Genomic DNA, 23,062 nt, shown 5'->3' with positions numbered 1-23,062 from the left:
TACGGTAGAACCTGACACCGGTGTCAGGTTCAAGCGTGATCGGCGGTCGCGGGGCCGGTCGCGGGTTCCGTCGCGGCGGTGTCCGTTCGGGCGTCCGTTGCGGCCTCGGTGAGGATCAACTCCTCGATGCCGTACAGGAACCGCTCCATCGCCGGGCGCGGCAGCACGGACGGGTCCGCCGTCATGGCCAGGCTCAGCGCCTCGGCGGACTGCAGGGCGTCCAGGGCGTACGTCAGGCCCGGGCGGGGCTCGAACTCCACCGGCCAGGTGAGGGTGGTCCGGTCGCCGCCGGGGTCGGCGGTGGCCGGGAGCAGTTCCCTGGTGTCGTTGAACACGCAGGAGCGGTCGGCCAGTCGGACCCCCTCGGCGGTGAGCCGGTCGGTCTCGGCGGCCAGCGCCAGCTTGTCGTAGTACGCGTGGCGGTAGGTGCCGATCGCGGCGGCGTGGGTGCGCCGCACCACCTCCCCGAAGTCGCCCGTGGCGTCCGGGAGGTGGAACAGCCCGTCGCCCGCGACCACGCTCACCGCGTGGGCCAGTCCGGGCAGGAAGCGGTTGTTGACCACGACGTTCAGTACGGCCTCGGAGGTGCCGGCGAGCCGGGCGGTCATCGCGGCCGTCGCGGCGAGCAGTACCGAGCCGGTGCTGACCCGGTGCCGGGCCGCCACCCGCTCGGCGGCCCGGGGCAGCGCGGGGGAGCGGAGCACCGCGTTGGGGAACCGGGCGGGCTGCTCGGCGGCCGGCGGGAAGAGCCGGGCCGGGCCCAGCCGGAGCTTGCGCGTGAACTGGGCGCGGGCGCCCGCGTCGCGCCGCAGGCCCCGCTCGGAAGTCTGGAACTCGGCTTCTTCCAAAGGCTGTTGGGCGGGTTCGCGCAGCTGGGCCAGCTCCTCGGGGGAACTGCCGAGGCAGAGCGCGGACAGGTCGGCGACCAGCCGGCTCATCCCGGAGCCGTCCACCGCGGTGTGCGAGAGCACCAGGCTGATGTGCCGGACCAGCCCGTCCGCCGTCACCGCGCCGATCCGGATCGGCCACTGGGTGGCGGTGTCGAAGGCCTGCGCGGCCAGCTCCCGGTGGAGTCGGGCGCCGATTTCGGCCGGGTCCTGGTGCTCCCCGGCGGGTCGCAGGTGGACGCCCAGGGTGCCTTCGCCGTCGACGACCTGGCGCAGGCCGCCGGCCTCGTCCGGGAGCAGCCGGGTGTGCAGCGAGTCGTGCAGGTGCAGCAGTCGCTCCAGGGCGGCGAGCAGGACGGGCAGCGGAAGCCCCGGGTCCAGCGGCGCCGCGGTGGCGATGTTGTAGCGCGGCGCGTCGGCCGGCGGCAGTTGTCGTACGGCGTCCCAGATGGCCCGTTGGCCCCAGGTGGCCGGTCCGGAACCGGTCCGTCCGGACGAGAAGGCGAGCTCCAGCAGTTGGCGAGTGGTCACCGATCGGCTCTCCGTAGTGCGGTGGTCGTTTCGTCGTGCCGGTGCGTTGGGAGCGCGGGTGCTGCTGGGGAGAGTGTGGCGCACCGGCCGCCGCGCGTCGAGGCGGTTCGGGCGGGGGATTCCCCGTCCGGCGTCGCGGTACCGGCGTTTTCGGGGGTTCCGTCAGTCTCTTGATGTGAAGTATCTTGATGTCGAGATTGATGCCGGTCGTGCGGCCCGACGATTCACGGGACACACCGCGACCCACACCACGGACGGGGGCCTGCCATGCGGGGGAACGGACTGATAGCGCAGCTGAGGCGGCCGCCCGGCGGTCGGGACGCGCGGATCATGCTGCTGGCGCAGTGCGTCGACCGGACTGGAACGGGGGTGTGGGCGGCCGCCTCGGTGCTCTACTTCACCTACGTCTGCGGGATGGACGCGCGACAGCTCGGGCTGCTGCTCGGGGTGGGCGCGGTGGCGGGGATCGCCGGATCCCCGCTGGCCGGGCGGGCGGCCGAGCGGGTGCCGGTGCGGTGGCTGCTGATCGGCTGCCACCTGCTGCGGCTGGGCGCGATGGGGCTGCTGCTGGTGGTCGACGACTTCGCCGCGCTGCTGCCCGTGGTGGCCCTGATCTGCCTGGCCGAGCGGGCCGCCAAGACGCTGGAGATGCTGTTCGCGACCCGGGTGGCGGGCGAGCGGCGGGCCACCTACCAGGCGCTGTTCCGCAGCGTGGCCAACGCCGGGTACGCGCTGGGCGCGGGCATCGCGGCGATCGGGCTGGCGGTGGGGACCACGGGCGCCTACCGGGTGCTGATCCTGGCCAACGCGCTGTCCTACGTGCTGGCCGCCGTGCTGGTCTGGCGCACCCGGGAGCCGTCCGGGCGCGGCCTGGTCGCCGCGAAGGCGGGCGACGAGCCCGCCGGGGCGCCGTCCGCCATGCCGAGCCCCTGGCGCGACCGCGGCTACCTGCGGTTCGTCCTGCTGGACATGCCGCTGAACCTGGACGACTCGATCCTCAACGTCGGCCTGCCGCTCTGGCTGGTCCACCACACCGGCGCGCCGCACGCCGTCGTCCCGGTCTTCCTGGTGCTCAACACGGTGCTGGTGGTGGTGCTGCAACTGCGGGTCTCGGCCCGGGCGGAGGGAGCGCTCGGGGCGGCCGCGGCGGTGCGCTGGTACGGGGTGACGGTGCTGGCGGGCTGCGTGCTGATCGCGCTCGCCACCGGCGCCGGGCCGGTGGCGGCGTCGGTCGCGCTGCTGGCCGCGGCGATGCTGGTCACCCTGGCGGAGCTGCTGCGCTCGGTGAGCTCCTGGGAGCTGGCGGTCGTGCTGGCCCCGCCCGGCGCCCGGGCCTCGTACCTGGGGGTCGCCGGGATGTCCCAGTCGGTGCAGAAGTCGGTGGGGCCGCTGCTGCTGACCGGGGTGGTGATGGCCGCCGGGCCGGTCGGCTGGCTGGGGCTCGGCGCGGCGACCGTCGGCCTCGGCGCGCTCCAGCGCCGGGCCAGCCTGCGGCGGCTGGCGGCGCTGGGGCGGGCGGCCGACGGCACGGGGGCCGGCGCGGCGCCGTCGGCGACGGTGCCGGTGAGCTGAGGCACCGGTGGCTGAGGTGCCGGGCGGGTCCGCGCGGGGCCGCTCAGTGGGCGGCGGCCGTGACCGGGCGGTGGCGGAGCATCCAGGCGGCCGCCGGGGCGGCGCACAGGGCCGCCAGGGCCAGCGCACCGGCCGCCACCAGCCCCACCGGGCGCCACGGCAGCGTCCACGGCCCGGGCGCGCCGAGGACGCCCAACGCGGCGTGCATGGCGCCGAGTTGGGCGGCGGCCACGGCGCACCCGAGCAGCACGCCGACCCCCGCCACCAGCACCGCCTCGGCGGTCACCAGGCGCACCACCTGGCCCCGGGTGGCGCCGGCCAGCCGGAGCAGGGCGAGTTCGCGGCGGCGGTCCCCGGTGGTGGTGAGCAGCGTGTTGGCGAGCGCGATCGCGGTGTAGAGGAGCGCCAGGCCGAGCACCAGGACGGTCCGGAGCCAGGCGATCCGGCCGGCCGCGGGGGAGGGGGCGAGCCCCTCGGCCCGGTCGAGCACCGCCGCACCGTACGGGCGCAGGGCGGCGCGGGCGCGGTCGAGGGCGGCCGCGCCGTCGGTGCCGGGGGCGAGCCGCGCCTCGATGCGGTCCACCCGGGCGCCGGGGGCGTTGGCGGCGGTCACGTACAGCCCGTTGTCGCCGAGGCCGTCGCGCAGTACGGCGGCGACCCGCAGGACGGTCCGGCTGCCGTCGGCCCGGACCACCGGGACCGGCTCGCCGACCGTACGGCCCCACTCGGCGGGCAGGACCAGGGAGTCGTCGTCGAGGTCGGCCGGGGAGCCGGCCAGCAGGGGGAGGCGGGCGAGGGCGGCCAACCCGGCCGGGTCGGCGGCGCGGGCCTCGGAGCGGACGGTGACGCCGTCCGGCTCGACGAGGGCCAGCGGCGTGGGCGCGGTCGCCGAGACGGCGGTCACCCCGGGGACGGTCCGCAGGGCGGCGACCAACGGCGCCGCCGGCCCGGCGGGGCGGACGACCAGGTCGGCGGCGGTCCGGGCCCCGGCCTCGGCGGCCCGGGCGGCGCCCACCGTGTCCAGCGCGCCGGCCAGCGAGCCGGTCAGCGCCACCGCCACCAGCACCGGCGCGGCCACCGCGCCCGTCCGGCGCAGCGCGGCGGCGGCGTTGGCGGGCACCAGCCGGCCCGGGTAGCCGGTGAGCCGGGTGGGCAGCAGCAGGCCGAGCGCCCGGACCAGGGGCGGCGCCAGGAGCGGGGAGAGCAGGCCGGCCGCGCAGATCAGCCACATCGGCTGGGTGGTGTACGTCTTGCGGTGCAGCAGGTCGGCCGGGTCGGTGGCGAGCGCGGTGCCGGCCAGCGCGGCGGCGGTGAGGAACAGGCCGAGGCCGAGCAGCAGCCGGCCGCGGGTCAGCACCCCGGAGTCGAGGTCGGCCGCGCGCAGGGCGTCCAGCGGGCCGACCCGGCCCGCGCGGCGGGCGGCCACCGCGACCCCGCCCAGCGCGACGAGCAGGCCGGTCCAGAACGCGGCGTGCAGCGGCCAGGCCGCACCGCTCGGCGCGAAACCGGGCGGAGCCATGCCGACCCCGGACAGCCACCGGACGAGCGAGGGCGCGCCGAGCCGGCCGAGCAGGCAGCCGGTGGCCGAGGCGGCCGCGCCCAGCAGCAGCGCCTCGGCGAGCACCGTGCGGCGGACCTGCGCCCGGGTGGCCCCGGCCAGCCGGAGCAGGCCGAGCTCGCGGCGGCGCCGGACGACGGCGTAGGAGTAGGTGGAGGAGACGACGAACGCCGAGACGAACGCGCTCACCCCGCCCGCGGTGCCGAGTGCGGCGACCAGCGAGACCAACTCCCCGCCGCCGGGCGGCGCGTCGAGTGCGGCGGCGAGGCCCAGCAGCATCACGGCGGTCATCGCGGTGCCGAGCGCCAGGGCGAGGAAGGCGCCGAGCAGGGAGGGCCAGCGCGTGGCCAGGGAGGAGAGGGCGATCCGCAGCGTTCTCATGGCGTCCAGCGAACCGGCCGGGGGCGGGGGCGGTCAGCAGCCCGGGGCCTACTCCGCGGGGTAGGGGCAGCCCTACCCGTAGGGGAGGTCCCCGGTGGCGGGCACCCGGAGCGGGGGAGGCAGGCCGGGCCTGCCTGGTGCCGGGGAAGAGGTGGGGCGCGCCGTGCCCGGTGCCGGGAGGAAAGGTAGGCCGGGCCCTACCGCCTGGACGTCCGTCCGGTGCCTAGGGTGGGCCGGACGGTTTTCGCGACGGAGGGGGCACGGTGAACGGGGGCACGACGGCGGTGGGGGCGACGGCGGGCGGTGCGGGGACCGGGAGCCGCTGGGCGTCGCCGGTCCGGGCCGGGTTCCTGCGCTCCGACGCCCCCTGGCGGGCGGTCGGGTACCTGCTGGCCACCGGCCTGAGCGGGTTGCTGCTCTGCTTCGGGCTGCTGCTGTCGGGGCTGGTCGCCGGGCTCCTGGCGGTGGTGCTGGTCGGGCTGCCGCTGGCGGCCGCGCTGGCCCTGGCCGGGGTGCCGATCGCCGCCTGGGAGCGGCGGCTGGTCCGCTTCCTGGACGGCGGCCGGGTGCCGGACCCGCACCTCGTCCCGCAGGAAGCGGGCCTGGCCGCCTGGTTGCGGCTGCGCTACCGGGAGCAGGCGACCTGGCGGGAGCTGGGCTTCGCGCTGCTGGCGGCGTTCGTGCTCTGGCCGATCGACCTGGTGGTGGCGGGCTGCTTCCTCGTCGTCCCCGGCTATCTGGTCGCGGCCCTGCCGCTGCTGCTGCGGGACGGCGAGCAGGTGAACGTGCTCAAGGTGGTCGTGGTGCACTCGCCGACGGTGGCCGCCCTGCTCGGCCTGGCCGGACTGCTGCTGCTCCCGTTGCTCGCCTACCCGCTGGCCGTCCTGGCGGCCGCCCGGGCGGCGCTGGTCCGGCTGGTGCTGGCGCCCGGCGGGCAGGAGCAGCGGATCGGCGAACTGGTGCGCTCCCGGGCCCGGTTGGTGGACGCCTTCGAGGCGGAGCGGCGCCGGATCGAGCGCGACCTGCACGACGGCGCCCAGCAGCGGCTGGTGGCACTGACCATGGCGCTCGGACTGGCCCGGCTGGACGCGCCGACGGACGGGCCACTGGCCGCCCGGCTGGCCGAGGCCCACCGGGATGCCGGTGAAGTCCTCGCCGAACTACGGGAGTTGATCAACGGCATCCACCCGCAGGTGCTCACTGACCACGGCCTGCCGGAGGCCTGCGCGGACGCCGCCGACCGCTCGCCGGTCCCGGTCGTCACCCGCTTCGAGCTGCCCGGCCGGCTGCCGGCCCCGGTCGAGTCGGCCGGCTACTTCGCCGTCGCCGAGGCGCTCGCCAACCTCGCCAAGCACAGCGGCGCGAGGAGCGCGACGGTCGAGGGGCGGTACGCGGAGGGCCGGTTGACGATCGAGGTGACGGACGACGGCCACGGCGGCGCCGACCCGGCGCGCGGCACCGGACTGACCGGGCTGGCCGACCGGGTCGCGGTGGTGCACGGCACACTGTCCGTCAGCAGTCCGCCCGGCGGACCGACCCTGGTGCGGGTGGAGATCCCCTGCACCCCGATCGACCGAGGAGCGGCGTGACGACCGACGGACCGACGACGGACGGCCTGCGGGTGGTGCTGGCCGAGGACGGCGTCCTGCTGCGCGAGGGCCTGATCGGCCTGCTGACCCGGTTCGGGTACCGGGTGGTGGCCGCCGTCGGGGACGCCGAGGCGCTGCGGACGGCGGTCGCTGAGCACCGGCCGGACCTCGTGGTCACGGACGTGCGGATGCCGCCGGGCCAGCGCGACGAGGGGCTGCGCGCCGCCCTCGCGCTGCGCGAGCGCTTCCCCGGGCTGCCCGTCCTGGTGCTCAGCCAGTACGTGCAGCACTCCTACGCGGCCCGGCTGCTGGAGGCGGGGGACGGCTCCGGCGTCGGCTACCTCCTGAAGGACCGGATCGGGCAGATCGAGGAGTTCGTGGTGGCCCTGGGCACGGTGGCGGCCGGGGGCACGGTGGTGGACCCGGAGGTGGTGCGGCAGCTGCTGCGCCGCCGCCGCAGCCCGCTGGAGCGGCTGACCCCGCGCGAACGGGAGGTGCTGGCGCTGATGGCGGAGGGGCGGTCGAACGCGGCGATCTGCCGGGAGCTGGTGGTGTCGGAGGCGGCGGTGAGCAAGCACATCGGCAACATCCTGATGAAGCTGGACCTGCCGCCGGCCGAGGAGACCCACCGGCGGGTGCTGGCGGTGCTGGAGTTCCTCCGGGCCTGACGGCGACCCCCTCGCCGCCATGGCCGCCGACCTGGCGGTCGACCGCGTCGCCGGTCTTGTCCGGCACCCGGTCGAGCCGGGGCCGTCCGATCCCTCGGACCGCCCCGGCTCCTCCGGCTACAGGGTGCGGCGCACGCCCGCCTGCCGCTCCAGCCGCTGCAGCTGGCCGTCCAGGCCTGCCCGCATGGCGTCCCGCACGGGGCCGTTGCGCCCGATCCACAGGACCTCCCGGCCCCGGAGCTCCTCCAGCATCAGGGCGTAGGCCGCGTACATCGCGACCGCCGCGAGGAGCATGCCGAGCGCGCCGGCGACCTGGCCCAGGACGGCCACGCCCGAGACGCCGTGGAGGCCGGCGACGAAGTAGCGCGGCACGGCGATCAGCAGGAGCACCCACAGCACCCGCTTCGGCCTGGCCACCGAGGCCATCAGGGCCGCGAAGACCGTGAACGCCAGGTTCATCACGCCGAGGACCTGCGCCCCGCCGTGCGCATCCGTCGCCGTGACCAGGCCGTTGGCCAGCCAGGCGCCCGCGAACCCGGCCATCAGGGTCGCCGCGATGACGTCCCGGGCGCCGAAGGCCAGGATGCTGACCAGCAGTTGGAGCACGAAGGCGGAGAAGACCGTGAGCGCCACGGCCTGCCGGTTCGCGGCGTCGATCAGGCCGAGCTGCAGGCTGCTGGTCACGGCGGAGGAGATGGCCACCGTGAAGAAGCCGAGCGGCATCGGCGAGGCGATCGGCCGCAGGGTGATCCGGGTCATGGCGTGCAGGTCCGGCTCGGCCCCGGACCGGGCCTCCGGTGCCGGGCCCGTCGACGTCTCCGCGCCGGACACCGCCGGGCCCGGCCCGCGCACCTGCTCGTCCTCCCTCACCACTGCCACCATCGACTCGCTCCTCGTTCTCGGTACTCGGCGTCCTCGGGGCGGGCGCCGGCAGAGCGGCGGGCCCTCATCGCTCCGGAGGCTACGGGCGGGGACGAGGACGGGTTCGTCCCGATGCGCACGACTCCTGTCGCCTCCGTGCCCGGCTGCGACGTGCCTCGGGGACGACGTGGCCGCCCGACCGTGGGGGCCGCCCGGCGGTGGTGCGCGGTCCTCGGCCGCCGGGGTGTGACAGCGGGCCGGGAGTCGGCGCTGAAGAGGGTGCGACCACCTCACCGTCCGGTCCGCCGTGATCGACGGGCGCAGCCGTGGTAGCCCCGTGAACCGACAACCCCTGGACTCGACATCGTGCCCGTCACGTCGTACGGCCCGTGGCCGACCGCCGAGGAACAACCTCAGCCACCGCTGGTCCCGAGGTACTTCCACGGCCCCTCGGCCGACGAACCGCTCGCCGCCCCGGCCGACCGCTTCGGCCCCGGGACCGACCGCTTCGCCCCCGTGGCCGGTCCCGCGGACCACCAGCCGTGGCCCGGCGAGGCGCAGGACCCGCCCACCGCCGAGCTGCCGGTCCTCGCCGACACCGCGGACGAGCAGCCCCCGTCCCCGCCCGCTCCCGGGTCCCCGCCCGTCCCGCCGCCGGTGTTCGTCGACGCCTCCGGACGCCGTCAGCGCCGGATCCGCCGGCTCGGGGTGGCGCTGGCGGTGCCGGCCGGCGGGTACCTCGTCCTGTTGGCCAGCACGCTGCTCGGCGGCCCCACCGTGAGCGCGCCGTTCCTCCCGATCCCCCAGCCGGCCGCGCCGAGCGCGCCGGCCCGAGCGGCCACCCCGTCCGCGGCGCCCTCCGCGGCCCCGGAGGCCGCGGCCCCGCCCGACGCGCCGCCCACGGCCGCGCCCGCCCGCCAGACCGGCCCCGGCCCGGCGACCGGGGGCCGTAGCGCGCGGCCGACCGGCGAGCCGGCCGAACCGGCCGCCGGCCTGCCGGGCGCCCCCGGGGCCGCCGGCTCGCCCGCTCCCGTCGCCACCGCCACGGCACCGCCGGCCGCGCCGCCCGGTGCCACGCCCACGCCCGGGCGCGGCCGCCCCACCGGCCAGCCGGGGAACTCCGGCAACAAACCCGTCAAGCCCTGACCCCCGACCGCCCCGACCCACCACCCGCACACCGGAAGCAGCCCATGAGCAGTGCCCGCCGCCGACGAGCCCCAGCCCCCGACCGTCCCCGAAGAGGCCGGCGCGCCATGGTGAGGCAGCGTCCGCTGCGCACCCACTGGGTGCTGTTCACCGCCCTGCTGCTCACCCTCTCCGGCGCGCTGCTGCTCCAGGGGTACACCCAGCACAGCTTCGACGACCGCCCGGACGGGACGGCCACCCGCACGAGCGCGACCACCGTGCCGGCGCCCGTCCTCGACGGCGGTCCGGTGATCGACGCCGCCGGCCCGCAGCCGCGCAGCGCCGCCCCCGGGCCCGGCACCGTCGCCCTCACCTTCGACGACGGCCCCGACCCGACCTGGACCCCGCGGGTCCTCGACGTGCTGCGCCGCGAGGGGGTGCGCGCCACCTTCTTCGTGGTCGGCACCCAGGCCGCCGCCCACCCGGACCTGGTCCGCCGGATTGTGGCCGAGGGCCACCAGATCGGCGTGCACACCTTCACCCACACCGACCTCGGCGCCGCGCCCGACTGGCGCCGCTCCCTGGAGCTGCGCGAGACCCAGCTGGTGCTGGCCGGTGCGGCCGGGGTGACCAGCTCCCTGCTGCGGCCGCCGTACTCCTCCAGCCCGGACGCCCTGGACGACCGCGCGTGGGACGCCGTCCGGGAGGCCGGGCGCGCCGGCTACCTGACCGTGCTCACCACCCAGGACAGCGAGGACTGGCGCCTGCCGGGGGCCGAGCGGATCGCGCGGACGCTCGACGACGCCCCGGCGGGCCCGGGGCGGATCGTGCTCCTGCACGACGCGGGCGGTGACCGCTCCCAGACCGTCGCGGCGCTCACCACCGAGCTGCCCCGGCTGAAGGCCCGCGGCCTGCGCTTCACCACCGTCAGCGAGGCGGTCGGCCTGTCCGACCCGGTCCACCCGGCCGGGACCGCCGACCGCCTCCAGGGGACCGCGTTCATCTGGATCCTGCGGGGCGGCGACTGGACGCTCACCGTCCTGGGCTGGCTGCTGTGGGCGGCGGGCGCGATCAGCGTGCTGCGCGCCGTGGCCGTCCTGGTGGCCGCGCGCCGGCACCGGCGGCTGCGCCGCCGCCGCTGGGGGGCGCCGGTCACCGAACCGGTCAGCGTGATCGTGCCGGCGTACAACGAGTCCGCCGGGATCGAGGCCGCACTGCGGTCGCTGCTCGCCTCCGACCATCCGGTGGAGGTGATCGTGGTCGACGACGGCTCCACCGACGGCACCGCCGACCTGGTCGAGGCGCTCGACCTGCCGTACACCCGGGTGATCCGCCAGGAGAACGCGGGGAAGCCGGCCGCCCTCAACACCGGTATCGCGGCCGCCCGTTCGGAGCTGCTGGTGATGGTGGACGGTGACACCGTGTTCGAGCCGGACGCCGTGCGGCACCTCGTGCAGCCGTTCGCGGACCCGTCGGTCGGCGCGGTCTCCGGCAACGCCAAGGTGATCAACCGCGGTGGACTGCTGGGCCGTTGGCAGCACATCGAGTACGTGGTGGGCTTCAACCTGGACCGCCGGCTCTTCGACCTCGCCGAGTGCATGCCCACCGTGCCGGGCGCGGTCGGCGCCTTCCGCCGCTCGGCGCTGCTGGCGGTCGGCGGGGTGGGCGAGGAGACGCTCGCCGAGGACACCGACCTCACCATGGCGTTCTGCCGGGCCGGCTGGCGGGTGGTCTACGAGGAGCGGGCGAAGGCCTGGACCGAGGCCCCGGCCTCGCTGAGCGCCCTGTGGCGGCAGCGCTACCGCTGGTGCTACGGCACCCTGCAGGCGATGTGGAAGCACCGCGGCGCGCTGGTCCAGGGCGGGCAGGCCGGGAAGCTGGGCCGCCGGGGGCTGCTCTACCTGCTGATGTTCCAGGTCCTGCTGCCGCTGCTGGCACCGGTGGTCGACGTCTTCGCGCTGTACGGGCTGGTCTTCCTCGACCCGGTGCGGATCGTCGGGCTGTGGGCGGCGTTCCTGCTGGTCCAGATGCTGATGGGCGCCTACGCGTTCCGGCTCGACAAGGAACGGCTCGGACCGCTGTGGAGCCTGCCGCTGCAGCAGTTCGTCTACCGGCAGTTGATGTACCTGGTGGTGATCCACTCGGTCTTCACCGCGCTCGCGGGGTCCCGCCTGCGCTGGCAGCGGATGCAGCGGTACGGGACGCTCCGGGTGCCCGCGGGGGGCTGAGCCGGACGGGCCGCCGGCCGGTGGCCCGCCGCCCGCGGCAGGGCGGTCGGGGCCGGGCGGCCGGCCGTGCCGAGCGAGGTCGGGCACGAACTCCGATGAGGGAAAACGCCAGTTCAGACCCGGTCCCGCCGGGCGGCGCCCCGGGGGGTTGTCGAGATGGTGTGCAGGCCGCGTCCGAGGCCTTGTGCCGCTCCACGGGCCTGCCCATACTTCCCGTCAGCGCCTGTCAGGGGCAGTTCATCCGCGGTGGCTCCCCATGGGCACCGTCGGGTGTCCGCGCACTCCCTGATCGCGCCTCACGGCCCCCACACCCTCAGGGGGCCTCTCACTCCCAGGAGGAGACCCAGTGAGGACCACGCGCACAACCCCCCACACCGGCACCGCGAGGACCACCCGACTGCTCGCCGCCGTCGTCGGCCTGCTGTCCGCCACCGCGGTCGCCGCGCCGGGCGCGGTCGCCGCCCCGTCCGCCTCCGCTCCCGGCCAGGCCCGACTGGCGGCGGTGGGCGACGCCGTGCAGCGGACCGACGTCAACGGCATCGCCTGGTACGTCGACCAGGCGGCCGACCGCGTCGTCGTCACGGCGGACGGCACCGTGTCGCCGGCCGCGATCGCCAGGATCAGGCAGGCCGCGGGCGCCGACGCGGCCAAGCTGACGATCCAGCGCACCCCCGGCACCTTCCGCCCGCTGCTCGCGGCCGGTGACGCCGTCTACGGCGGCCAGTACCGCTGTTCGCTCGGCTTCAACGTGGTGAGCGGCAGCACGTACTACTTCCTCACCGCGGGCCACTGTGGGAACGTCGCGAACACCTGGTACACCAACTCCGGTCACACCACGCTGATCGGGGCCACCGTCAACTCCAGCTTCCCGGGCGACGACTACGCGCTCGTCCGCTACGACAACAGCGCCCTGAGCCACAGCGGCGGGTTCACCTCCGCCCCGAACGCCTACGTCGGCGAGTCGGTCAAGCGCAGCGGGTCGACCAGCGGCACCCACGGCGGCACCGTCACCGGGCTCAACGCCACCGTGCGCTACGCCGACGGCGGCACCGTCCGCGGCATGATCCAGACCAACGTCTGCGCCGAGCCCGGGGACTCCGGCGGCCCGCTGTACGACGGCACCAAGGCCCTCGGCATCACCTCCGGCGGCAGCGGCGACTGCAGCACCGGCGGCACGACCTTCTTCCAACCGGCCAACGAGGCCCTCGCCAAGTACGGCGTCAGCGTCTTCTGACCGACCGCCACACCCCCGGCCCGCCCGGCCGGATCCCCGGCCGCGTGCGGCGGCCGGGGCCGGCCGGGCGGCGTCGGGCGTCCGTCCGACGGCGCCCCACGGTGCCGAGCAGTGGGCCACCGGAGGTTCCGGTGGCCCGGAAGGGAACGCCCAGCAGTGCCGATCACCGACTTCCCCACAGCCCTCAGACGGGCGGCAGGCGCCGCCCTCGCCGGAGCGCTCGCCGCCGGCGCGCTCGTCACGGGGACCACGCCCGCCGCCGCGATCAACTCGTACAACGCCTCACCCGCACCGGAGCGCACCGAGGTCGGTGCCCTGGTGGTGCAGTGGGACGACGACGGCGACCCCGCCACCCCGGACCGGGTCGACTGGATGTGCACCGGCACCATGGTGGACGCCGACACCTTCCTCACCGCCGCGCACTGCACCAGCGACTGGCCGGCCGGCGCCCGCTTCCACGTCTCGCTCGACCAGGACGTCCAGGCCGGCCTGGACGCCGCCCGGGCCGCCCACCCCGGCGACCCGTCGGCCGTCGCCGCGGCGGTGGCCGTCGAAGGGACCGCCCATCAGGACCCGGCCTACCCGGGGCCCTCGTCGGACCCGCACGACATCGCCGTCGTCCAGCTGCCGGCGGCCGAGGTGGCCGCGCGCTGGACCTTCACCCCGGCCACGCTGCCCACGGAGGGCCGGCTCGGCGCGCTCGGACCGCAGCGGCTCGACGCGACCCCGTTCACCGTCGCCGGCTACGGCACCCAGGAGGCGCGACGCGGCCCCGGCGGCCAGACGCACCCGGGCGGCGGCGTGCGGATGAAGGCCCCGGTGGGCTTCGACGCGCTCAACGCCCCGTGGGTGCGGCTGGCGATGACCGCGCCGCAGGGCAACGGCGGCGCCTGCTACGGGGACTCCGGCGGCCCGAACTTCGCCACGATCGACGGCCGGACCCTGCTGGTCGCGACGACCGTCACGGGCGACGGGCCGTGCTACGCGACCAACGTCGCGTACCGACTCGACACGCCGGTCGCCCGGGGGTTCCTCGCCCCCTTCGTCGCGCTTCCCTGACGGGAGCCCGCCGGCCGGGCCTGCGGGCCCGACCGGCGCGCCCTGCGTGCGCTACGAGTTGGACCAGGCGCGGGTGGACAGCACCAGCAGGTAGCCGTCGGGGTCCTGGAACGTCACACCCCAGGTGTCCCAGTACGGGTTGTGAGCCGGCACCCGCTTCCCGCCGTGCCGCTCCAGCCGTTCCACGAGGGAGTCGGGCACCGGCTCGCCGAGGTAGACGACCAGGAGGTCCTCGGGGGTCGACCGCGGCTCCACGGGAGCGGCGGGGTCGTGCACGAGTTCCAGATGCCAGCCGGCACCGGGCCAGCCGACCATGAGGAGCGAGCTGTGGCCGGGGGTGCCGTCCGCCGCGTGCCGGTAGAGGACGTCGAGGCCGAGGCCCGAGACCCAGAAGCGCTCCGCCGCCCTGAGGTCGCGTGAGGGCCGGGCCATGCGGATGTGGGCGGTGGAGTCAGCGGGCATTTCGTGGTACCTCGTCATCGGGCGGGCCGGGCGTGGGCCGGCGGCCGCGTCTTCGGGCTCGGACGACAGCGAGCCTAGGGATCACGTGACCGCGTGCCATCGGGCGCTGGTCCTACGCCTGCGCGCCGAGGACCGACCGGCTCGGACCGGTACCTTCGACGTACGACCGCGGTGGCGCCGAGGCCCGGCCGCCCGCGCCCGCCGTACCGGCTGCGGCTACCGCTGCGGGCTACCGCTACCGCTACGGGCTACCGCGAGTCCTGGTGCGCCACCGCGGTGCGATGGCAAGAATCGGATCGTGGACGACATCCAGGCGCGCACGCCCGTAGCCCCCGACGGACGACTCGGCACGGCGGCCGAGCACCCGGGGTTCAGCGACCCCCGCTACCTGCGCAGACGCGCGGCCGTCGCGGCTCTCGCCCGTGGCCTGCGGGTCGGCGACCCGTCGCCGACGGTGGTCTACAGCGACAGCGAGGAGCGGACCTGGCGGGCGGTCCACCGCGCACTGTGGACGGCCCAGGGCGAGCACGCGTGCCGTGCCGCGCTGAAAGCCCGGGAGCAGGCTCCGATTCCCGCCGACCACATCCCGCAGCACGCCGAAGTGGGCGCCCGGCTACGGCAGTTGACGGGTTTCGACTTCACCGCGGCCGGGGGCGTGGTGGAGAACAAGCGGTTCCTGGGGTCGATGGCCGAGGGCTACTTCCACGCCGTACAGTTCGTCCGCCACCCGGCCATGCCGCTGTTCACGCCCGAGCCCGACGTCCTCCACGACGTCTTCGGCCACGGCATCCACCTGGCCTCGCCGGACTTCGCCGAGGTCTACCGCCTGATCGGAGAGGCGGCGAGACGCATCGACGACGAGGACGTCCTGCAGATGATCAGCGACGTCTACTGGTTCACCCTGGAGTACGGCGTCCTCCACGAGGACGGCACGCCCAAGGCGTACGGTGCGGCCCTGCTCTCCTCCTACGGTGAGATCCGACGGCTGACGCGGGCCCGCGTCCGACCGCTCGACATCACGGCCGTGCTCGCCACCGACTACGACATCACCGGCTACCAGCCGGTCCTCTTCAGCGCCCGCGCCCTGTCCGAGGTCGCCGACACACTGGGCGGCTTCCTCGAACAGCTCGACGACGACAGCGCCCCCCGCTACGGCCGCGCCGCCACGCCCTGACCGGCCCCCGCTGCTTCAACAGGAGGTGCGAGCACTCGACCGAGCGTCCGCAACCCGGCTCGGAACGACCACTTACCAGGATCCGTCGTTCTGCCGCGGGTGCCTGGCCCGACGATCTTTTGACCTACGCCGCCGTGGGCCGTAGACAAGGGGAACCGTCCTGGTCCGGCCCGGAGTTGAGGAGTCGTCGTGCACACCATCGCGGTCCTGGCACTCGACGAGGTCATCCCGTTCGACCTCGCCACGCCCCTGGAGGTGTTCACCCGAGCCCGGCTGCCGGACGGGCGCCACCCCTACCGGGTGCGGGTGTGCGGACCCGGGGCGCAGGTCCGGGCCGCGGGATTCCTGATCACCGCCCCCTGGGGCCTGGAGGAACTGGCCGACGCCGACACCGTGATCGTGCCCGGCCGCGCGCAGGACGCGTCCCCGCCGGGTGAGGAGGTGCTGGAGGCGCTGCGCGCGGCGGCGGCCCGGGGTGCCCGGATCGCCTCGATCTGCGCCGGCGCCTTCGACCTCGCCCTGACCGGACTGCTGGACGGACTGGCCGCCACCACCCACTGGATCGCCGCCGCCGAGCTGGCCCGGCGCTTCCCCGCGCTCGAAGTGCGCCCCGACGTCCTCTACGTCGACAACGGGCAACTCCTCACCTCCGCAGGCGCCTCGGCAGGGCTCGACCTGTGCCTGCACCTGATCCGCCGCGACTTCGGCTCCGCGGTGGCCGCCGACGCGGCCCGGCTGGCCGTCGCCCCGCTGGAACGCGAAGGAGGCCAGGCGCAGTTCATCGTCCACTCCCACCCACCGGTTCCCCGGGGCTCCACCCTCGAACCGGTGCTCGCCTGGTTGGAGGACCACCTCGACGAGGAGCTGACGCTCGACCTCATGGCCCGGCGCAGCGGCATGAGCGGGCGCACCTTCAGCCGGCGGTTCCGTGAGCAGACCGGCACCACACCGCTGCAGTGGCTGCTGCGAGCCCGGATCCGCCGGGCGCAGTTCCTCCTGGAGAACACCGACCACACCGTCGAGCGCATAGCCGGCCAGGCCGGATTCGGTTCCCCGACCGCCTTCCGCGAGCGCTTCAAACGGGTCGCCGGCACCACCCCGTACAGCTACCGCGCCGCCTTTCGCAGCCGCGAGCGCAGCTGAGGGGCCTGCGCCGACGCGGTACCCGAATCGTCCGGCGAGCGGTTCCGGGCGGCGGCGGTGCGGCGTCCACCTGGTAGCCGCCGCCCCGGCCCGCTCCTGGCGAGATCCCGTCGGAATCTGTCACTCGGGCCCGTCTCCGCCGCGCGTACGCGCTCCTAGCATCGAGCCGAAGCCGGTGAACCCCGGCTTCTACCGCTCGATGAAAGGCACTCACATGCACGTCCAGATCGTGCTGTTCGACGGTTTCGACCCGCTCGACGCCATCGCACCGTTCGAAGTCCTCCACGCCGGCGCGACCGCCTCCGGGGGCGCCGTCAGCGTGGAACTGGTCAGCGCCCAGGGCCCGAGAGAGGTGGTCAGCGGCACCGGCGGCCTGTCGCTGCGCACCACCGGCCTCCTCGACCCCCGCCGCCCGGGCGTCGTCCTCGTGCCCGGTGCTTCCGGACGCCTCGGCAATCCCGACGACGGTGCCGGCCCCGACGACGGCGCCGACCCCGACGACGATGGCGCGCAGCAGGACACGGTCGCGGTCCGGCTGGCCCGTACGCTGGACACCGAGCTGCCGGCGCTGCTCAAGGCCGCCATGGAGGAGACCCGGATCACCGTGGCGACGGTCTGCGGCGGTGCGCTGGTCCTGGCCATGGCCGGCCTGCTCCAGGACCGCCACGCGACCACCCACCACCTGGGCCTGGACCTCCTCGACGCGACCGGCGCCCACGCCGTACGCGCACGCGTCGTCGACGACGGCGACCTGGTCACCGCCGCCGGGGTCACCTCCGGACTCGACCTCGGCCTGTACCTGCTGGAACGCGAGGTGGGCCCGCAGATCGCCCACGCCGTCGAGGAGTTGTTCGCCCACGAGCGCCGCGGCACCACCTGGCGCCCCGGTGGTCCCGCGCCCGCCGCCCTCTGAACGCATCGCACCCCCGCACGTCACGAGTGAGGAAACGCCACTTCATGTCCACCGACATCCACGGCATCTGGGACCTGACCATTGCCACGCCCATCGGGCGGATCCGGCCCGTAGTCGAACTGAGCTCCCATGAAGGGGAGTTGGTCGGCACCGCCCGCGGCGCGGGCGAGAACCTGCCGCTGCGGGACGTCGTCCTCGACGGTCACCGGCTGACCTGGAAGCAGTCCGTCACCCGGCCGATGCGACTCGACCTGACCTTCACCCTCACCGTCGACGGTGACACGCTCACCGGTACTTCCAGGGCCGGTCGCCTCCCGTCCTCGAAGGTCACCGGCCGACGCCGCCGCGACGACGAAGCCGGGCCGGCATGACGACCACGCCGCGCGCCAGGACGGCGGCCACCGCCGCGGCGGCGGCCGGGACCCCCACCCTGGTGTTCCTGGCGGCCGACGCGGGCGGCGGCCCGCGCTCCGCGTCCGTCGCAGCGGCGGTGACCGCCGTGCTCGTCCTCGGGTGGCGGCTGCGCGCCCGCCGGCACGTCCCGCACGCGGTCCTCGGCGCCCTGCTGGCCACGGCCTGCGCGGCCGTGGCCGCCTGGACCGGCCAGGCGCGGGGCTTCTTCCTGCTCCCGATGGCGGTCCCCGCCGCGGCGGCGGCGGCCTGCCTGCTGTCCCTCGCGGCCGACCGCCCCCTGGCGGGCCTGGTGGCGAACAGACTGGTGGGCGGCCCTGCCGGGTGGCGCTCCAACCGCGTGCTGCACCGCTGCTACGCGCTGTCGACCGTGGCGATCGCGCTGGTGAGCCTCGCGAGCCTGGCCGCGCAGGCGGCCCTGTACCGCTGGAACGACGTCGCCGGGCTGGGGCTCCTGCACGTCCTCATGGGACCGCTGTGGGCCGCCGTCACGGCACTGTCCCTCGCGCTGGCCCGCCGGACGGTCACCCGCGAGCGGGACGCCGCCGGCGCTGACGGCCGCACTCCCTGAACCGGCGGAAGGGACTCGGGCCGGCGCGCAGCGCGGGCGCCGAGCCCGACCGGGCAGGTGCGGGTCGTCAGAGGCCCAGGACGCGGGCGGCGTTCTCCTTGAGGATCAGGGGGCGGACCTCCGGCTTGATGCCGAGGGCGTCGAAGTCCGCCAGCCAGCGGTCGGGCGTGACGACGGGGAAGTCCGAGCCGAACAGCACCTTGTGCCGGAGGAAGGAGCCGGCCGCCTTCACGAGCTGCGGCGGGAAGTACTTCGGCGACCACCCCGACAGGTCGATGTACACGTTGGCCTTGTGCGTGGCGACGGAGATCGCCTCGTCCTGCCAGGGCACCGACGGGTGCGCCAGGACGATCGTCAGGCCGGGGAAGTCGGCGGCGACGTCGTCCAGGAGCATCGGGTCGGACCAGCGCAGCTTGATGCCGCGCCCGCCGGGCAGGCCGGCGCCGATCCCGGTCTGCCCGGTGTGGAACAGGGCGGGGACGCCCAGTTCCTGGATCGCCTCGTAGAGCGGGTAGTGCTCGCGGTCGTTCGGCACGAACGCCTGGAGGCTCGGGTGGAACTTGAAGCCGCGGACACCGTGGTCGCGGACGAGCGAGCGGGCCCGGGCGACGGCGTCCGGCCGGTGCGGGTCGACCGAGCCGAACGGGATGAGGACGTCGCGGTGGGCGGCCGCCGCCTCGGCGATCTCCTCGCTCGACAGGGCGGGATGGCCCAGGCCCGTGGTGGCGTCCACCGTGAAGACCACGGCGGCCATGCGGCGCTCGCGGTAGTACGCGGCCAGGCTCTCCACGGTCGGCGTGCGGTCCTGGCCGGACTTGAAGTAGGCGGCCGAGGCGTCCATCAGCTCCGCGTCGAGCGCGAGGTGGCCGTGGGCGTCCTGCTCCACGTGGACGTGGAAGTCGATGGCGATCGAGTCGGCGGGGTTCATCGGAGTGCTCACAGGTGGTCGGTCCGGTTCTTGGCGTCGAGGAGGAGGGAGAGGAGGGCGTCGCGTTCCGTGACGAGGTCGGCCTCCGCGGTCCCGGCCAGCTCGTCGCGGACGCCTTGGGCGATCGCGCGCGTCAGCCCGGGGGTGAGGCGCGGTGCGCCGAGGTCGGCCCACCACTCCTCCATGGGCGGGCCGAGGTGCTCCAGGACGTGCGCGATGCCGCCCGCACCGCCCGAGAGGTGCTGGTTGAGGAAGGGCCCGAGCAGCGCCCAGCGCAGGCCGGGACCGTGGGCGATGGCCGCGTCGACGTCGGCGACGCTCGCCGCACCCCGCTCGACGAGCGAGTACGCCTCCCGCCAGAGCGCGGCCTGGAGCCGGTTCGCGACATGGCCGGGCAGTTCCCGGCGCAGCCGGATCGGATGGCGGCCCAGGCTGCGGTAGAACCCCATGGCCGCTTCGACGGCGGCTTCACCGGTCCGCTCGCCGGGCACGACCTCGACCAGCGGGATGAGGTGGGGCGGGTTGAACGGATGCCCCACGAGGACCCGTTCGGGATGGGCCGCGCAGGCCTGCTGGATCCGCGACGGCGGCAGCCCGGAGGAACTGCTCGCCAGGATCGTCCCCGAGGGGCCGCGGCGTCGAGGACGGCGAAGACCTCGTCCTTCAGTTCGGGACGCTCCGGGCCGTTCTCCTGGACGAAGCCGGCGTCCGCGACGGCCTCGGCGAGGTCCGGGGTGAACGACAGCCGGCGCTGGTCGGCGGCGACGGCCGCCCGGAGCCGCTCCTCCGCGCCGGGCGCGGGATCGCTGGCGACGACCGAGTGCCCGTGCGACAGGAAGAGCGTGGTCCAGGACGCCCCGATGACCCCGGTGCCGACGACGGCGACCCTCACGACGCGCTCCCGGGTCCGGTGCCGGCGGCCCGCCCGGCGGCGTAGGCGACGAAGGCGGCCAGTGAACGGGGGTCGGCGAGGACGTCGGTGCCGGCGACGGACTCGGGCCGCGCGCCGAGGAGGATCCGCTTGACCGGCACCTCCAGCTTCTTGCCGGTGCGGTTGCGCGGGACGGCCGGCACCCGCTCGATGACGTCCGGGACGTGCCGCGGCGACAGCGCCGACCGCAGTGCGCGGGCGATCCTCGTACGGAGGGCGTCGTCCAGCTCCACGGGGCCCGCGACGAAGAGCAGCAGCTCCCCGTTGCCGCCCTCGGGGTCCTCGATGTGGACGACGAGACTGTCCTCGATCTCGGGCAGGTCCTCGACGACGGCGTAGAACTCGGCGGTGCCGAGCCGTACCCCGCCCCGGTTGAGGGTGGCGTCGGAGCGTCCGGCGACGACGCAGTGGCCCTCGGGCGCGAACCGCACCCAGTCGCCGTGCCGCCACACGCCCGGGTACTCCTCGAAGTACGCGGCCCGGTAGCGGGAGCCGTCGGTGTCTCCCCAGAAGCCGACGGGCATCGACGGCATCGGCTCGGTGATCACCAGCTCGCCCAGCTCGCCGACGACCCGTCGGCCCTCGCTGTCGTAGGCGTACGCGGCGACCCCGAGGCAGGGGCCGGAGATCTCCCCGGCGCGGACGGTCTGGAGCGGGCTGCCCTGGAGGATGCCGGTGCAGACGTCGGTGCCGCCGCAGCCGACGTTCAGGAGCACCCGGTCCCCGAACTGCTCCGCGACCCAGCGGAAGCCGTCGGCGGGGAGCGGGCTGCCGGCCGCGCCGAGCTGCCGCAGCCGCGACAGGTCGAACTCCTCGGCGGGCCGGATCCCGGCCTTGCGGCAGGCCATGAGGTAGCCGGGGCTCACGCCCATCAGCGTCGCCCCCGTCTCCTCGGCGATCCGCCACTGCTCGCGCAGGTCGGGGTGGACCGGATTGCCGTCGATCATGACGATCGAGGTGCGGACGAGCAGCGCCGAGACCAGGCTGTTCCACAGCATCCAGGCCGTCGTGCTGAACCAGAGCATCCGGTCGCCCGGCTTCAGGTCCCAGCTCAGCGCGTGGTTCTTCAGGTGCTCCAGGAGGATCCCGCCGTGCCGGTGGACGATCGCCTTGGGGATGCCGGTGGTGCCGGAGGAGAAGAGCACGAACAGCGGATGGTCGAACGGCACGGGCTCGAAGGCGAGTTCGGCCGGTTCGGCCAGCAGCTCCGGCCAGCCCAGCGCGCCGGGGACGGCGTTCGGCCCGTACGGGACGTGGACGACCCGCTCCACGGTGGGCAGCCGGGAGGCGATCTCCGCCACCTCGGCACGGCGGTCGATGTCCCGGTCCCCGTAGCGGTAGCCGGCGACGGTCAGCAGCACCTTCGGTTCGAGCTGGGCGAACCGGTCGACCACGCTGCGCGGGCCGAACTCCGGTGCGCAGGCAGCCCAGACCGCGCCGATGGCGGCGGTGGCGAGGAAGGCCACCAGCGTCTCCGGGATGTTCGGCAGGTAGGCGACGACCCGGTCGCCCTTGCGGACGCCGAGGCGCAGCAGCCCGGCGCGTGCCCGGGCGACCTGGTCGCGGAGTTCGCCGAAGGTCAGCTCGATCGGCTCCCGGGTCTGGGAGCGGGCGACCAGCGCGACCGCGTCGAGGTCCTCCTCGCGTCCGAGCGCGTGCTCGGCGTAGTTGAGGGTCGCGCCGGGGAACCACTCGGTGTCCGGCATGGCCCTGCGGCCCAGGGCGGCCGTGGGCGGGGTGTGCGGGCGGACCTCGAAGAACTCCCACACCGACGACCAGAAGCCCTCCAGGTCGGCGACGGACCACTGCCACAGGCTGTCGTAGTCCGGGAAGCCCAGCTGCCGCTCCGACTCCAGCCAGCGGAGGTAGCGGCCGATCTCGGACTCGTCCCCGACCGCGGGGCCGGGGGTGCTGAGGATCTCGCTCATCGGGCGTCCTCTCCGTGGGGGGCCTGTCCGGCGGCGACCTTCGCGGCGCGGCCCTCCAGGAACGCCCGCATCCGCTCCTGGGCGTCGTGGCTGCCGGCGGCGACGGCCGACATGAGGGATTCGAGGAGCAGGCCGCCGGCGGGCGACGCCTCGGCGATCCGGGGGAGCGCCCGGAGGACGGCGAAGTTGGTCAGGGGGGCGTTGGCCGCGATCCGCTCGGCGAGTTCGAGGGCGCGGGCCCGCGCCCCGCCCTGCTCGGTCAGGTACTGCGAGAGGCCGGCCGCCTGGCCCTCGGCGGCGTCGAGGACGCGGCCGGTGAGCATCATGTCCGCCACCCGGTGCGCGCCGATCAGCCGGGGGACCCGGACCGAGCCGCCACCGCCGACGAAGAGTCCGCGCTGACCCTCGGGCAGCGCGTAGAAGGTGGACGGCTCGGCCACGCGGAGGTGCGCGGAGGCCGCGAGCTCCAGGCCGCCGCCGATCACCGCGCCCTTGAGCGCGGCGACCACGGGCACGCGCCCGCCCTCGATGGTGTCGAAGACGCGGTGCCACATGAGCGAGTGCTCCAGCGCCTCCTCGGTGGAGCGCTCGGTCAGCTCGCCGAGGTCGAGCCCGGCCGAGAAGTGGTCGCCCTCGGCGTCCAGGACGACGGCGCGGACGTCCGCGCCGGGCTTCCGGAAGAACTCCTCGACGCCCAGCACGGTGGCGTCGTCGAGGGCGTTGCGCTTGGCGGGGCGGCGGAGTGTCAACACCGCGACAGCGCCGCGGTGTTCGATGGAGAGCGTACGCAAGGGAAGGGCTCCTCGGTTACCAGGATTCCCCGCCCGTGTCCCTCACCGTCGATGCCAACGGATCACCGCCTTGGGGGTGGGGGTGGGGTGGGGGAAGTGCGAGTCATGAAACCGGGG

At 75.4% G+C, this 23,062-nt stretch carries 20 protein-coding genes and 1 pseudogene; 12 read left to right on the top strand and 9 right to left on the bottom strand.

The window, feature by feature from the left end; all coding sequences use genetic code 11:
* Positions 1-29 precede the first annotated feature (29 nt).
* Complete coding sequence (locus tag ACZ5GH_RS04700) at positions 30-1,418, bottom strand: condensation domain-containing protein (protein WP_464333516.1); 1,389 nt, start codon at positions 1,416-1,418, stop codon at positions 30-32.
* 330 nt (positions 1,419-1,748) lie between these two features.
* Here ACZ5GH_RS04700 and ACZ5GH_RS04695 point away from each other — a divergent pair, with 330 nt between their 5' ends.
* Positions 1,749-2,990, top strand: coding sequence for an MFS transporter (locus tag ACZ5GH_RS04695; RefSeq protein WP_464333515.1), 1,242 nt, complete (start codon positions 1,749-1,751; stop codon positions 2,988-2,990).
* Positions 2,991-3,033: 43 nt separating this feature from the next.
* On the opposite strand, the gene ACZ5GH_RS04690 is transcribed toward ACZ5GH_RS04695, so the two are convergent.
* Positions 3,034-4,929, bottom strand: a complete 1,896-nt coding sequence (locus ACZ5GH_RS04690; RefSeq protein ID WP_464333514.1) for an FtsX-like permease family protein — start codon at positions 4,927-4,929, stop codon at positions 3,034-3,036.
* Positions 4,930-5,192: 263 nt separating this feature from the next.
* On the opposite strand from ACZ5GH_RS04690, the gene ACZ5GH_RS04685 reads away from it, so the two are divergent.
* Together ACZ5GH_RS04685 and ACZ5GH_RS04680 are read left to right on the top strand one after the other, a co-directional pair.
* Positions 5,193-6,518 (top strand): sensor histidine kinase, encoded by a 1,326-nt coding sequence (locus ACZ5GH_RS04685; RefSeq protein WP_464333513.1) that lies wholly within the window; start codon positions 5,193-5,195, stop codon positions 6,516-6,518.
* Positions 6,519-6,553: 35 nt separating this feature from the next.
* A complete protein-coding gene (locus tag ACZ5GH_RS04680; RefSeq protein ID WP_464336797.1) occupies positions 6,554-7,186 on the top strand; it encodes a response regulator in 633 nt (210 codons plus the stop codon).
* 117 nt (positions 7,187-7,303) lie between these two features.
* Here ACZ5GH_RS04680 and ACZ5GH_RS04675 read toward each other — a convergent pair whose 3' ends face one another.
* Entirely contained in the window at positions 7,304-8,068 is a 765-nt protein-coding gene (locus ACZ5GH_RS04675) for a GPR1/FUN34/YaaH family transporter (RefSeq protein WP_387746971.1), read from the bottom strand.
* Between the two features lie 345 nt (positions 8,069-8,413).
* Between ACZ5GH_RS04675 and ACZ5GH_RS04670 the strand changes: the two genes are divergently transcribed.
* The 4 genes from ACZ5GH_RS04670 (at position 8,414) to ACZ5GH_RS04655 (ending at position 13,693) form a co-directional block, all read left to right on the top strand.
* A complete protein-coding gene (locus ACZ5GH_RS04670) occupies positions 8,414-9,193 on the top strand; it encodes a hypothetical protein (protein ID WP_464333512.1) in 780 nt (259 codons plus the stop codon).
* A 107-nt stretch (positions 9,194-9,300) separates the two neighbouring features.
* On the top strand, positions 9,301-11,400 hold the full coding sequence (locus tag ACZ5GH_RS04665) for a bifunctional polysaccharide deacetylase/glycosyltransferase family 2 protein (protein WP_464333511.1): 2,100 nt from the start codon (positions 9,301-9,303) through the stop codon (positions 11,398-11,400).
* Between the two features lie 346 nt (positions 11,401-11,746).
* Entirely contained in the window at positions 11,747-12,634 is an 888-nt protein-coding gene (locus tag ACZ5GH_RS04660; RefSeq protein ID WP_387746979.1) for a S1 family peptidase, read from the top strand.
* Positions 12,635-12,790: 156 nt separating this feature from the next.
* The gene (locus ACZ5GH_RS04655) at positions 12,791-13,693 is read left to right on the top strand and encodes a trypsin-like serine protease (protein ID WP_387746982.1); all 903 of its coding nucleotides are present in this window, start codon (positions 12,791-12,793) and stop codon (positions 13,691-13,693) included.
* A gap of 51 nt (positions 13,694-13,744) precedes the next feature.
* Here the strand turns inward: ACZ5GH_RS04655 and ACZ5GH_RS04650 are convergent, their stop codons facing one another.
* The gene (locus ACZ5GH_RS04650) at positions 13,745-14,155 is read right to left on the bottom strand and encodes a VOC family protein (RefSeq protein ID WP_387746985.1); all 411 of its coding nucleotides are present in this window, start codon (positions 14,153-14,155) and stop codon (positions 13,745-13,747) included.
* 298 nt (positions 14,156-14,453) lie between these two features.
* Here ACZ5GH_RS04650 and ACZ5GH_RS04645 point away from each other — a divergent pair, with 298 nt between their 5' ends.
* From ACZ5GH_RS04645 to ACZ5GH_RS04625, 5 genes are all read left to right on the top strand, one after another.
* Entirely contained in the window at positions 14,454-15,329 is an 876-nt protein-coding gene (locus ACZ5GH_RS04645) for a phenylalanine 4-monooxygenase (protein WP_387746987.1), read from the top strand.
* 189 nt (positions 15,330-15,518) lie between these two features.
* Positions 15,519-16,472, top strand: coding sequence for a GlxA family transcriptional regulator (locus ACZ5GH_RS04640; RefSeq protein WP_387746990.1), 954 nt, complete (start codon positions 15,519-15,521; stop codon positions 16,470-16,472).
* Between the two features lie 214 nt (positions 16,473-16,686).
* Entirely contained in the window at positions 16,687-17,385 is a 699-nt protein-coding gene (locus ACZ5GH_RS04635; RefSeq protein WP_387746993.1) for a DJ-1/PfpI family protein, read from the top strand.
* A 44-nt stretch (positions 17,386-17,429) separates the two neighbouring features.
* Positions 17,430-17,756 (top strand): hypothetical protein, encoded by a 327-nt coding sequence (locus tag ACZ5GH_RS04630; RefSeq protein WP_387746996.1) that lies wholly within the window; start codon positions 17,430-17,432, stop codon positions 17,754-17,756.
* Positions 17,753-18,367, top strand: coding sequence for a DUF3159 domain-containing protein (locus ACZ5GH_RS04625; RefSeq protein WP_464333510.1), 615 nt, complete (start codon positions 17,753-17,755; stop codon positions 18,365-18,367). Before ACZ5GH_RS04630 ends, ACZ5GH_RS04625 begins: the two co-directional genes overlap by 4 nt.
* Positions 18,368-18,434: 67 nt before the next feature.
* Here ACZ5GH_RS04625 and ACZ5GH_RS04620 read toward each other — a convergent pair whose 3' ends face one another.
* The 5 genes and pseudogenes from ACZ5GH_RS04620 to ACZ5GH_RS04600 form a co-directional block, all read right to left on the bottom strand.
* Positions 18,435-19,295 carry an amidohydrolase family protein gene (locus tag ACZ5GH_RS04620; RefSeq protein ID WP_464336796.1) on the bottom strand — a complete coding sequence of 287 codons (861 nt, stop codon included), beginning with the start codon at positions 19,293-19,295 and terminating at the stop codon, positions 18,435-18,437.
* An 8-nt stretch (positions 19,296-19,303) separates the two neighbouring features.
* A complete protein-coding gene (locus ACZ5GH_RS04615; RefSeq protein ID WP_464336795.1) occupies positions 19,304-19,744 on the bottom strand; it encodes a 3-hydroxyacyl-CoA dehydrogenase family protein in 441 nt (146 codons plus the stop codon).
* A gap of 18 nt (positions 19,745-19,762) precedes the next feature.
* Positions 19,763-20,187: pseudogene (locus ACZ5GH_RS04610) on the bottom strand (3-hydroxyacyl-CoA dehydrogenase NAD-binding domain-containing protein); the annotation flags it as partial.
* A complete protein-coding gene (locus tag ACZ5GH_RS04605; protein ID WP_464333509.1) occupies positions 20,184-22,154 on the bottom strand; it encodes an acetoacetate--CoA ligase in 1,971 nt (656 codons plus the stop codon). The pseudogene ACZ5GH_RS04610 and the gene ACZ5GH_RS04605, both read right to left, overlap by 4 nt.
* Complete coding sequence (locus ACZ5GH_RS04600; protein ID WP_464333508.1) at positions 22,151-22,945, bottom strand: crotonase/enoyl-CoA hydratase family protein; 795 nt, start codon at positions 22,943-22,945, stop codon at positions 22,151-22,153. Before ACZ5GH_RS04600 ends, ACZ5GH_RS04605 begins: the two co-directional genes overlap by 4 nt.
* Positions 22,946-23,062: the final 117 nt, after the last annotated feature.

It is taken from the genome of Kitasatospora sp. Xyl93, from assembly GCF_055383135.1.
The sequence above is the reverse complement of the archived record's forward strand: the minus strand, read 5'-3'. Positions and strand labels throughout refer to the sequence as shown.

Bases quoted from the DNA above. Each gene is read 5' to 3' on its own strand.
- ACZ5GH_RS04625 (WP_464333510.1), top strand. From the start codon at position 17,753: ATGACGACCACGCCGCGCGCCAGGACGGCGGCCACCGCCGCGGCGGCG.
- ACZ5GH_RS04665 (WP_464333511.1), top strand. From the start codon at position 9,301: ATGGTGAGGCAGCGTCCGCTGCGCACCCACTGGGTGCTGTTCACCGCC.
- ACZ5GH_RS04675 (WP_387746971.1), bottom strand. From the start codon at position 8,068: ATGGTGGCAGTGGTGAGGGAGGACGAGCAGGTGCGCGGGCCGGGCCCG.
- ACZ5GH_RS04630 (WP_387746996.1), top strand. From the start codon at position 17,430: ATGTCCACCGACATCCACGGCATCTGGGACCTGACCATTGCCACGCCC.
- ACZ5GH_RS04615 (WP_464336795.1), bottom strand. From the start codon at position 19,744: ATGGGGTTCTACCGCAGCCTGGGCCGCCATCCGATCCGGCTGCGCCGG.
- ACZ5GH_RS04635 (WP_387746993.1), top strand. From the start codon at position 16,687: ATGCACGTCCAGATCGTGCTGTTCGACGGTTTCGACCCGCTCGACGCC.
- ACZ5GH_RS04620 (WP_464336796.1), bottom strand. From the start codon at position 19,295: ATGAACCCCGCCGACTCGATCGCCATCGACTTCCACGTCCACGTGGAG.
- ACZ5GH_RS04650 (WP_387746985.1), bottom strand. From the start codon at position 14,155: ATGCCCGCTGACTCCACCGCCCACATCCGCATGGCCCGGCCCTCACGC.
- ACZ5GH_RS04690 (WP_464333514.1), bottom strand. From the start codon at position 4,929: ATGAGAACGCTGCGGATCGCCCTCTCCTCCCTGGCCACGCGCTGGCCC.
- ACZ5GH_RS04695 (WP_464333515.1), top strand. From the start codon at position 1,749: ATGCTGCTGGCGCAGTGCGTCGACCGGACTGGAACGGGGGTGTGGGCG.
- ACZ5GH_RS04605 (WP_464333509.1), bottom strand. From the start codon at position 22,154: ATGAGCGAGATCCTCAGCACCCCCGGCCCCGCGGTCGGGGACGAGTCC.